This is a genomic window from Streptomyces lancefieldiae, assembly GCF_031845825.1.
Lineage (GTDB): Bacteria > Actinomycetota > Actinomycetes > Streptomycetales > Streptomycetaceae > Streptomyces > Streptomyces lancefieldiae.
In genome coordinates this window covers 35755-46245 of sequence record NZ_JAVRFH010000056.1, presented here as the reverse complement: position 1 = coordinate 46245, position 10491 = coordinate 35755, and the positions used below count along the sequence as shown (strand labels likewise).

At 70.2% G+C, this 10491-nt stretch carries 11 protein-coding genes; 5 read left to right on the top strand and 6 right to left on the bottom strand.

What is annotated here, in order from left to right; translation table 11 throughout:
• Positions 1-254 precede the first annotated feature (254 nt).
• Positions 255-461, bottom strand: a complete 207-nt coding sequence (locus tag RM812_RS34500) for a hypothetical protein (protein ID WP_311582178.1) — start codon at positions 459-461, stop codon at positions 255-257.
• Between the two features lie 297 nt (positions 462-758).
• On the opposite strand from RM812_RS34500, the gene RM812_RS34495 reads away from it, so the two are divergent.
• The gene (locus RM812_RS34495; protein ID WP_311582175.1) at positions 759-1349 is read left to right on the top strand and encodes a hypothetical protein; all 591 of its coding nucleotides are present in this window, start codon (positions 759-761) and stop codon (positions 1347-1349) included.
• A gap of 77 nt (positions 1350-1426) precedes the next feature.
• Here RM812_RS34495 and RM812_RS34490 read toward each other — a convergent pair whose 3' ends face one another.
• Together RM812_RS34490 and RM812_RS34485 are read right to left on the bottom strand one after the other, a co-directional pair.
• Entirely contained in the window at positions 1427-2380 is a 954-nt protein-coding gene (locus tag RM812_RS34490; protein WP_311582180.1) for an endonuclease/exonuclease/phosphatase family protein, read from the bottom strand.
• Between the two features lie 179 nt (positions 2381-2559).
• A complete protein-coding gene (locus tag RM812_RS34485) occupies positions 2560-3042 on the bottom strand; it encodes a M15 family metallopeptidase domain-containing protein (protein ID WP_311582172.1) in 483 nt (160 codons plus the stop codon).
• Between the two features lie 165 nt (positions 3043-3207).
• Here RM812_RS34485 and RM812_RS34480 point away from each other — a divergent pair, with 165 nt between their 5' ends.
• Both RM812_RS34480 and RM812_RS34475 read left to right on the top strand, forming a co-directional pair.
• On the top strand, positions 3208-3885 hold the full coding sequence (locus RM812_RS34480) for a response regulator transcription factor (RefSeq protein ID WP_311582168.1): 678 nt from the start codon (positions 3208-3210) through the stop codon (positions 3883-3885).
• Between the two features lie 11 nt (positions 3886-3896).
• Positions 3897-4988 (top strand): sensor histidine kinase, encoded by a 1092-nt coding sequence (locus RM812_RS34475; RefSeq protein WP_311582165.1) that lies wholly within the window; start codon positions 3897-3899, stop codon positions 4986-4988.
• 201 nt (positions 4989-5189) lie between these two features.
• On the opposite strand, the gene RM812_RS34470 is transcribed toward RM812_RS34475, so the two are convergent.
• On the bottom strand, positions 5190-5651 hold the full coding sequence (locus RM812_RS34470; protein WP_311582162.1) for a hypothetical protein: 462 nt from the start codon (positions 5649-5651) through the stop codon (positions 5190-5192).
• 183 nt (positions 5652-5834) lie between these two features.
• Positions 5835-6599, bottom strand: coding sequence for an SDR family oxidoreductase (locus tag RM812_RS34465; RefSeq protein ID WP_311582159.1), 765 nt, complete (start codon positions 6597-6599; stop codon positions 5835-5837).
• Between the two features lie 238 nt (positions 6600-6837).
• On the opposite strand from RM812_RS34465, the gene RM812_RS34460 reads away from it, so the two are divergent.
• On the top strand, positions 6838-7785 hold the full coding sequence (locus RM812_RS34460) for an RNA polymerase sigma-70 factor (RefSeq protein WP_311582156.1): 948 nt from the start codon (positions 6838-6840) through the stop codon (positions 7783-7785).
• Positions 7786-8056: 271 nt separating this feature from the next.
• Here the strand turns inward: RM812_RS34460 and RM812_RS34450 are convergent, their stop codons facing one another.
• Positions 8057-8701, bottom strand: a complete 645-nt coding sequence (locus tag RM812_RS34450) for a TetR/AcrR family transcriptional regulator (RefSeq protein ID WP_311582153.1) — start codon at positions 8699-8701, stop codon at positions 8057-8059.
• A gap of 170 nt (positions 8702-8871) precedes the next feature.
• Between RM812_RS34450 and RM812_RS34445 the strand changes: the two genes are divergently transcribed.
• Positions 8872-9834, top strand: a complete 963-nt coding sequence (locus RM812_RS34445) for a zinc-dependent alcohol dehydrogenase family protein (protein ID WP_311582150.1) — start codon at positions 8872-8874, stop codon at positions 9832-9834.
• The last annotated feature ends 657 nt before the right edge of the window (positions 9835-10491 follow it).

The window sequence follows — 10491 nt, the reverse complement described above, 5'->3', positions numbered from 1 at the left end:
GAGGGCGGGGAGGTCCGGGTCGGGCGGGCGGGTGCTGTGACACGGTCAGGCAGGCGAGCACCGTACTGGCCGTCCCGGCCACGACGAAGGCAGAGACGGTAGGGCGCCGTACCGCGGTGAAGCGGTCGGGCACGAAGGGGGCCGGTTGACGCGTGGGCGGCAGTGCTGAGGCGTTTGCCTGACCCTTGGCGCCGAGCCCGGCTTCTGCTTGGTGGGCGGGTGCGGAACGCGACGCGTCCGTCGTGAACGCCCTCTCAGTGAAAGGCCAGCCAGCCGATACCCAGGGCACAAGTGAGGCCGGCGGCGGCCACGGCGGCGGGCCGATTGCGATGCAGCGCCAACCAGAGCAACGCGGCGGTGACCAGTACGGCGCCCGTGCCGATCGCGGCACGCCACAGCCCCTCGCTGTAGCCGTATTCACCGAAATGCTTCGCCAGCCAGGCGAACCAGGTGATCCTCATGACGCTCCCCGTGTCTCTCGCAGCCGTCCAACGGAGAGCAAATCAAACATGCTGAGTCTCTGCGAGCAGTGTGTGGCCCCTAGTTGGGCCTTTTCTCCCCTGAGACCGCCCCGGCGCGCCCTCCGGCCACGGCCGTGGGCACGGTCTCGTTCGCGCAGGACGACGTGGCGCTCCGCACCGGGCAGAGCGCCGTCCTGGGCGACCATGCGCGCGTCGAGCTCATCGACGGCCGTGATGTCCGGGTGACCGGGGGACACGGGAGGTGCCGCCTCCGCGACTCGCCACTCCGTCGCTTCGGTGGACGGCACCGGGTCCGTGCGGTCCGCAGGGAAGTCCGCGGCGGCCGACCGTTCGGGTGCGAAGCTCCGCCTGACGGCGCGAGCCGAGGACACCCGGGGCGCTCCGACGACGGCGCGCGCCGCCGTGGTGACGTACTCGGTGATCGAGCCGATCAGCACGCATGCCGACGTCCAGTCGAAATCCTTCTACATCTGGGACCGCAGGACCTGGATACCGTACGCCGTCGACAGCGACACCGCCCGGAGCGTCGTCGACCGTGCAGGCCGTCGCCCCGGAGGGATCGGCGTTCCTCGACGTCCCCGCCAAACCGGGGAGACGGTCACCCTCGACAGCCCCGGACGCCTGAAGACCACGGCGGCGGCACCCGCGGACGGCTACGGGCGGTACACCATGGCCGGCCCGTCGACCACCACACCCGTCATCGCCCCGGACGACTGCATCGACGTTCGCCGGCCCGCCTCCTACCGGGCCCCGGCCGAGACTCCGTTTTCGGCCCTTGGCCGAGTGGTGCTCGCCCCAGGCCGTGTTCGAGGGGAAGGCCGGCGGCACCTGGCTCTCGCGCACGCGCACCGGACTCGGCGCCCCTGACCGGAAACCGGGACCGGGGCCGGGGGCCGGGGACCGGTGGACGGGGGCGCCAGGAAGCCATGTACCTGTCCTGGTGTTCACCAACTGATCCCGGCCGCCACCGGCAGGTGATCGCTGCCGGTCTCCGGCAGCAGCCACGAACTCTTCGGCTCGACGCCGCGGACCAGGATCTGGTCGATCCGCACCATCGGGAAGGACGTCGGCCAGCTGAAGCCGAAGCCGTCACCGGCCGTGTCCTGGGCCGAGGTCAATTGCGAGGTGATACCGGCGAACGCGCGGTCGTCCATCGTGCCGTTCAGGTCACCGAGCAGTACGACCCGTTCGTTTCGCTCGGCGGCGAGGGCCTTGCCGAGCGCCTGCGCGTTTCTGTCCCGTGAGTCCGTCCAGAAGCCTGCCCGGGGATTAACCCGTACAGACCCCAGGTGGGCCACATACACCGCCAGCGGCCCCTTGGCCGTGGCCACCGTGGTACGCAGCGCCCGGTTGTCGGCCATCTTGACCTCCGTCGGCTTGGTGTCCCCCAGCGGCCCGACGTCCTGCTTGATGTCGACCGGCTGGGTGTCGGACAGCGGCAGCTTGCTCCACAGCCCGACCGTGCCCTGCACCGTGTGGTGCGGGTACGCCTTCGCCAGCCCCTTCTCGTACGTGCCCCTGGCCTCCGCGGTCAGCTCCTCCAGGGCCAGCACGTCCGCACCGGAGGCAGCCAGGTCGCGGGCGGTGCCGGCCGGGTCCGGATTCTCGGCGCCGACGTTGTGGCTCACCACGGTGAGGTCACCGCCCGACCGGGACTTGTCGTCGAGCAGCCCGCCGAAGAGGCTCAGCCACACCGTGACCGGCAACAGCAGCGCGACCACCGCCGAGGCGGATCGGCGCCACAACGCGGCGGCAAGCAGCACAGGGACGAACAGGCCGAACCACGGCAGGAAGGTCTCCACCAGACTGCCGAGGCCACCACGGTCCGTGATCTGCGCGTGCGACAGCATGAGCAGGCCCAGCACGAGGGCCAGCGCCGCGAGCACCGAGCCGCGCATCCACGGTCCCGGGCCGGACAGGGCGCGGATCGCCGGACGAATGCGTGCAAGCCGGGTCCCGCCGGTCCCGGCCGCCGGGGCACCTGTCCCGGTGCCCGGCGCATCGGTATCCGCCGGGCTGCCCTGCCCGGTCTCCGCCGTGTCCACCTGCGTCATCGTCTCTCCTCGCGCACTGTCGCTCACTGCTGCATCCTCGGGTCCTGGGCGGGGTCGGCGTACATCCGGGGGCAGCCACGGTCGAGTGCCTCGGTGCGCCGTGCGTAGTGCCAGGGTTCGTTCCGGTAGACCTGGCACAGCCCGTACTCGGCACCGTGCCCGGACTGTCGAGCCGTCGCACGGGAGTCCCCGCTGTCGACCGCGTCCCCCGACGCATGAGAAGACGTCGTCGCGGTGGCCACCCGTCGGGCGGCCTCGCGTTCGGCCCCGTACTCGGAGACCGCCTCGCGAAGAGGCTGCTTCTGGTACTCCGGGGAACGCCAACCGCTGTTGACCGCGATGACGATGATCAGGCCGACGACGACCAGCCGGCGAACCCGGCGGGGCCTAGTGCCGCAACAGGCAACGTTCGCCCCGTCGCGACGCCCGGCACGCACTCTCGCCGCACCGGCCGAAAGCCCGAGTACGTCCAGTACGAGGGCTTCCGGCCGGCACGCCGAGAGCACGCACCGGACGCCGCTCCTTACCGGGCAAACGTTGCCTGCCGCGGCACTAGTTCGTGCTGATGCCGGGGTCCGAGTCATGGCGCCAGTGAAGACAACGCGATGTTGTCGGCACGTATGCGGTTTTTGATACGCCGACGATATGTGCGGGCTCGTAGCCTTGAGAGCATGCGTGTCTTGATCGTCGAGGACGAGCCCTATATGGCGGAAGCCATTCGCGATGGCCTGCGCCTGGAAGCGATCGCGGCCGACATCGCGGGTGACGGCGACACCGCTCTGGAACTGCTCCGCATCAACACCTACGACATCACCGTCCTCGACCGCGACATCCCCGGCCCGTCCGGCGACGAGGTCGCCGAACACATCGTCGCCTCCGGCAGTGGCATGCCGATCCTCATGCTCACCGCCGCGGACCGTCTCGACGACAAGGCCTCCGGGTTCGGACTCGGCGCCGACGACTACCTCACGAAACCCTTCGAGCTGCGGGAGCTCGTGCTCCGTCTCAGAGCACTCGACCGCCGGCGTGCGCACACCAGGCCTCCCGTGCGTGAGATCGCAGGCCTGCGCCTGGATCCGTTCCGCCGCGAGGTCTACCGCGACGACCGCTACATCGCGCTCACCCGGAAACAGTTCGCCGTCCTCGAAGTCCTCGTCACCGCCGAAGGCGGTGTCGTCAGCGCCGAAGAACTCCTGGAACGGGCATGGGACGAGAACGCCGACCCGTTCACCAACGCCGTGCGCATCACCGTCTCGGCCCTGCGCAAGCGCCTCGGCGAACCCTGGCTCATCGCCACCGTGCCAGGCGTCGGCTACCGCATCGACACAGCGCCCGGCCACCAGACGTGAGGGAGGGGGCCATGGACAGGCGGCCGGGGCCGAGCGTCCGCCTCAAACTCACCCTCAGCTACACCGGGTTCCTCATGCTGGCCGGCACCCTGATGCTCATCGCCGGGTGGCTGTTCCTGACTCGTGTGAAGCACGTCGGGCTCGTCTTCGTGCCCGACTACCGCCTCTCCGTCGCGCGCGACTTCGCTCCGATGGCGGCCGTCACGATGATGTTCCTACTGGTGTTCGGTCTCGGGGGAGGATGGTTCCTCGCCGGCCGCATGCTCGCCCCGCTGAACCGCATCACGCACGCCACCCGCATGGCCGCGAACGGATCACTCTCCCACCGCGTCCAGCTGCCGGGCCGCAAGGACGAGTTCCGTGAACTCGCCGACGCCTTCGACACGATGCTCGTACGGCTCGAAGCGCACGTCGCCGAACAGCAGAGATTCGCAGCCAACGCCTCTCACGAGCTGCGCACACCGCTGGCGATCTCGAAGTCACTTCTCGACGTGGCCCGCACCGATCCCCACCACGACACAGGCGAACTCATCGACCGCCTCCGCGCCGTCAACACCCGAGCCGTCGACCTCACCGAGGCACTGCTCCTGCTCAGTCGCGCCGAGCAGAGGTCCTTCACCCGAGAACCCGTCGACTTGTCCCTCATGGCGGAAGAAGCCACCGAAACACTCTTCCTCCTCGCGGAAAAGCACGGCGTCACCCTCGAGAACAGTGGCGATGTCGCCCCCACGACCGGATCGCCGGCGCTCCTGCTCCAGCTGACCACGAACCTCGTACAGAACGCGATCGTCCACAACCTGCCCGAACACGGCAACGTATGGGTCCACACAAGCGTCCGCCGCGACACAGTGGTACTCACTGTGGAAAACACCGGCGAGCGGATCACCCCCCAGCTGGTCTCGACCCTCACCGAACCCTTCCAACGCGGCACCGAGCGCGTCCACACCGATCACACAGGCCACGCAGGTGTCGGCCTCGGCCTGGCCATCGTCAAGACCATCACCCAGGCACACGACGGAACACTCATCCTCACCCCGCGTTCTGCCGGCGGGATCCGCATCACGGTGGAACTGCCCGCGATCTCCCCGCACGTCGGCGGGTGAAGCATCGGGGAACTCGCGCATCAGCCGGGCGACGGTGCAGCGGGCCACCGGGGCGCCCTCGTGGTGCAACTGCCGCCAAATGCCGTGGCTGGTCAGGACCCGGCCGATCGGCTCGACTCCGCACACCTGGCGGTGTGCGTCGACGAACGCTACGAGTGCTTCCCGTACCTTCTCCGCCAAACCGACGCCCAGCTCGGCGGTTCAGGCGGGCGTGGCTGGGCTGTCCGCGCGGAGTGCGAGAGCCCGCACGACGAACACCGTCTCCATCGCGCACAACGCCACGCCGAGGGTGACGTGCGCGGCGAGCGAGCTCACCAGACCCAGCGCGGTCTGGGCGAACGTGGCCGCCAGGATGCCGACGGCGGCCTTCAACGGCCACGTCAGCCAGCGGTTGCTGCGCCACAACAGGACGGCTGCCGCGACCTGCAGGAACGCCAGCAGCTCGAAGACGTAGGCGTTGAAGCCGTGCGGGTCGATGGAATCGACGTCGCCGTTCAGCAGCATCCCGGCGAGCAGGCCCTGTACCAGGGTCTCAAGACAGGCGACGGCGGCCACGACCCGCAGCAGCGTGACCGTGCCACGACCGTTCACCACCCGGGCCGTCGTGACCGCAGTGCCCGCCCGGGCCTGGGAAGGCTCACCCCGGGAAGAGCTGTCGTGCATGGAAGACCCCATTTCTTTCGAACAGGTGGCCGTGCGTCACATACGGCGGCCGTCGTGCTGTGAGTGGCTTGCTCCCGGGCGCTCTCGACCTGGTATCCGGCGCCGTCGTGCTCTGGAGAACCCGGACGCCGGCGCGGCGGTCCCGGGCCACGCGCCGAAGGACGCCAGATCCGCCCGGCCTGGTCAGGACCGGGTGTCGAGCCATTCCCGGAACGTGGGGCCGGCGAGCTTGGCGTGCGGGCCGGGCAGGAACCCGCCGGCCGCCGCGATCCCGGCGTCGGGCATGCCGGAGCCGTCGACCGCGACCACCTTGATGCCTCGGCGGGCGCCGAGAAGTTCGGCCGCCTCGGACATGGTCTCCCTGCGCGGGCCGGCGATCTCGGGGATCGGTTCACCGGGACCCGGCTGTGCGGCGTCGGGGTCGACGGCCAGGTCGACCAGCGCTTCTGCCACGGTGCGGCAGGCCACGAGCTGGGTGGGCAGGGCGGGGATGTGGGCGACGTCGCCATGCCGCCAGTCCAGGAGCTGGCCGACGAATTCGTGGAACTGCGCGGCCCGCAGGATGCGGGCGGGCAGGGGGCCGGACAGGTTGGCTTCCTCGTGCACCTGCTGGGCGGCGACGAAACCGGCGGTGGCCTTGTCCGCGCCGATGATCGACACGGCGACGATCCGGTCGACTCCCGCACGTCGGCCGGCCTCGTGCAGGTTACCGGTGGCGGTACGGAAGAACTCCGTGGCGGCCTCCTGCTCGGAGGCGTGCCATGAGGCGACGTCGATGATGACGTCGACACCGGTGAGCGCGTCGGCCAGGCCCGCACCGGTGATGATGTCCACGCCGGTGGCGCGGGACATCGGTACGACCCGGTGCCCCCGTTCGGTGAGGACGTCCACGACGTGGCGTCCCAGCCGTCCGGTTGCTCCCGCCACGGCGAACTTGCTGATGCTCATGTTCCAAGCCCTTTCTCAGGTGCCAGGGTGTCTGAGTGGGGACGCCGGCACACGAAACTCTCGGTGCGTTCGCGCGGCGTCCTGACGTACACCAGACACCGGCCCTCCACCACCCGTAACAGCCGCGGACGCGTGACGTGGGCCACACGTCGCGGGTGTTGCACAACAGCGCCGTCCGGTGTCCAGTGCACGGACCATGGCTGGGCACAGCGGGGAAACGAACAGGTGGGAGCCGGGAATGAGCGAGCGCAGCGGACGAACCACGGACACACCCGAGCCGCCGGACCGTGCCGCCCGGGTGGAGGTACCGGACGGCGCCACCGACGTGTTCGTGGCCCACCGCAACCTGCTGTTCACCGTCGCCTACGAGATCCTCGGTTCGGCCGCCGACGCCGAGGACGTCCTGCAGGAGACCTGGCTGCGGTGGACGGCCGTCGATCCGGCGACGGTGCGCAAGGAACGCGCGTACCTGGTGCAGATCACCACCCGGCAGGCACTCAACCGGGTGCGCGCACTCGGCCGGCGCAAGGAGTCCTACGTGGGACCGTGGCTGCCCGAACCGCTGCTGACCGCGCCGGACGTGGCCGAGGACGTCGCACTGGCCGACAGCGTCTCGATGGCGATGCTGCTGGTGCTGGAGACGCTCGCGCCGGTCGAACGGGCCGTGTTCGTGCTCCGCGAGGTGTTCGACCTCGCGTACGACGAGATCGCCGACGCCGTCGGCAGGAGCCCGGCCGCGGTCCGCCAACTCGCCTATCGGGCCCGGGCACACGTCGCCGCGCGTCGACCACGAGGCACCGTCTCCCCGGCCCAGACCAAGGCCGCGCTCCACGCCTTCCGGAAAGCGGTCGAAACCGGCGAACTGCAGAGCCTGCTCGACATCCTCGCACCCGACGTCGTCGCCCTCAGCGACGGCGGCGGAGTCCGACACGCCCTGCTACGGCCCATCGTGGGCGCGGACAAGGTCGCCCGCCTCCTGGCAGGCGGCTGGTGGAAACGCGACGCCCCGAGGTCGCTCGAACCGGTACAGATCAACGGCGGCCCTGCCCTCCTCGTCCGGGTCGACGGACAGGTCGACGGCGTGCTGGCCGTGCGCGTCGAGGACGGCTGCGTCACCGGCGCCTACCACGTCCGCAACCCCGACAAGCTGTCGTACGTGGTGCACGAGACAGCCATCAGCCGCTGATCTTGGAAGCCGGTGCTGGCGTGCAGAGCACTGGCCAAGCACCGCAACGGGCACACTGCCACCGGGACCGCGGGCCACCAGGGTCCCGCGGCGGGCGTTCGCGGGCACGATGCCGCGATCGACGGATCTGATCGCGGCAGACGCCGTGGTCGTAGCCGCGGTCAGCGAAGAGCGAGTCCGGCTTGCGGCGCGGACGCCGAGGCGGCCACGGGCCGGCTGGACCGCGTCGACCGGCGACGGCGGCAAGGGTTGACGAACTCCCAGGTGACGATCACGGCGTGCCGGGCGAGTGTGTGAGCTGCAGGCGTGGTGCCGGCGGCAGCGGTGTAGGCGCTCCCCTCTCCGGTGCGGCGCGGAACGCCTCGATCACGTAGGCGGCGAAGCGGCGGGACGCCGTGACGCGGGCGTCGTGCGGCGTGTCCTGGAGGCCCCGGTGGGCCATGAGCATGAGGATCAGGTCGTCGACGACGAAGCCGGGGCGCAGCCGGCCGGTCTCCTGGGCGCGGCGAGCCAGTTCGCCGACCGCGCGCAGCGTCTGCTCCCGGTCGGCGGCGAAGTCCATGGCCTCAGGAAAGGCCGTCATGAAGGCGTCGGTGAATCCCCGGCTGTGCGCGTGGAGTTCGCAGATCAGCTCGACCAGGCTCCGGAATCCGTGCCACGGGTCCGAGTCCGCAAGGGCGTCACGGACGGCGGCATGGCAGGCCCGCCGCTGCTCGGCGAAGGTCTCCACGATCAGTGCCTGCTTGGTCGGGAAGTGCCGGTACAGCGTGGCCGGGCCGACGCCTGCATGCCGGGCGACCTCGCGCATGGGCGCGCTCAGCCCCTCCTCGCCGAACACCGCGCGGGCGGCGTCCAGGATGCGGACCCGGTTGTCACGGGCGTCGGAGCGCGCGGTCTGAGGCAAATGGTTGGTCATCGTTTCTCACTTTAGCCAAACGGACGGGGGCGTCCGTTACGGTCCGATGGCGGTGCTGCCGCCCCCCCCCATCCCGGCACTTCGCCGGTGGTGACCCTGCTGTGGGGGCCGGCTCGACACCCACGGCCGGGCCGTTGCGATCCGTCCCCCTACCGACCGGAGGAGCAGATATGAAAGCCGTCGTGATCAGGACGTTCGGAGGCCCCGATGGCCTGGAGGTCGTCGATGTGCCGGCGCCCGTTCCTGCCCCGGGGCAGGTGCAGATCGCCACGGAGGCGATCGGGGTGGGCGGCGTGGACGCCGTGATCCGCCGGGGAACGTTCGCCGCCTACGGCTTCCGGGAGGGCCATCTGCTCGGCAGCGAGGTCGCGGGAAGGGTCACCGCGGTGGGAGAGGGCGTGGACGCCTCGTGGATCGGGCGGCGGGTGTGGGCGTTCACCGGCCTGTCCGGTGGGTACGCCGAGCAGGCCGTCGCCGCGATCGAGGACGTCCTGGCGCTGCCCGACGGCCTGACCGCCGCCGCCGCGGTGACCCTCGGCGGCTCTGGCGTGGTCGCCCACTTCGCCCTGGACCGGGCCCGTTTCACCCCCGGCGACACGGTGCTCGTGCGCGGTGCGGCGGGCAGTATCGGAATCACAGCGGTCCAGCTCGCAGCCAGGGAGGGTGCGAGCGCGGTGGCGGTGACCACCTCGTCGGTGGAGCGCGGCGCCCGCCTGCGAGACCTGGGCGCGACCCATGTCCTTGACCGTTCCGGCGAGGGCGGCCCGGACGCACCCGCGGGGTTCGACGTGGTGATCGATGTAGTGGGGGGCCGACAACTCCCCTTCTTTTTGGACAAGTTGAACTCCAACGGGAGGTACATCGCTGTCGGTGTGGTCGGTGGGCAGCCGCCGGCGGACTTCGGCATGCGGTTGATGGACGCCTTCCGCAGGTCGTTGTCGTTCGCCACTTTCAGCTCTGACACCGTGCCCCGCGCCGACCGTCAGGCCGTGCGGTCGTCCCAGTTCGCCGATGCCGCGCACGGGGACCTGCGCACGGTCGTGCACGAAGTGTTGTCTCTGGACCAGGCGGTGCGGGCCCACCGCGAGATGGACGCGGGGGAGGTGTTCGGCAGGGTGGTGCTGGCACCCTGAGCCGGGCAGCGGCGGAGGCCGTGCTCTTGCTGGAACAGCGGAGCCGTCGGGCCGTCACCAGCCGGCCCTGACCTGCCCGGACACAGCCTTGTGCGACACGCTTTGGGCGCCTGCCTCACCACAAGGCCCTTCGAGTACTCGGGATTTCCTCATGCCGTACTCCGCGCTGGAGAGGTGAAGGGCGATTGCCTGCACCGAGCCATGACCAAGAGACTTTGCCATCACCCTGAGATGAGCCCTTGCCCGGTAGCCGTCCCATGGGCTCTACTTGTCCAGCGTCAAAAGCCGTCGCACCGGGTTGGGGCACGCTTGAGCCGCTCGCCAGCGCGGCGTGAGGGGGCACCTGGATGCAAACTCCACGCCCTGGTCGGGGGACGAGTCCTCGCCCGCATGCCCGGGGAGTGACGGCCGACCTGATCTTCGGAATGGAGCACTCCGGCCGGACCGGCTGCGCGTTCGAGCGGCAGGATCACCGCGAGGTGATCACACTGTCGACGGATGACCAGTTCGGCAACACCGTGCGGTACTTCGCGAATGCGGTGCTGACGAGATCGGACATGCGCGATCAAGCAGCGGCGGGCCGACGCCAGGCCCGACTGGTCGACGACGTGGAACGCCTCGCCGTACGGATCGAGGTCACTCAGCGGCGCCCGTTCG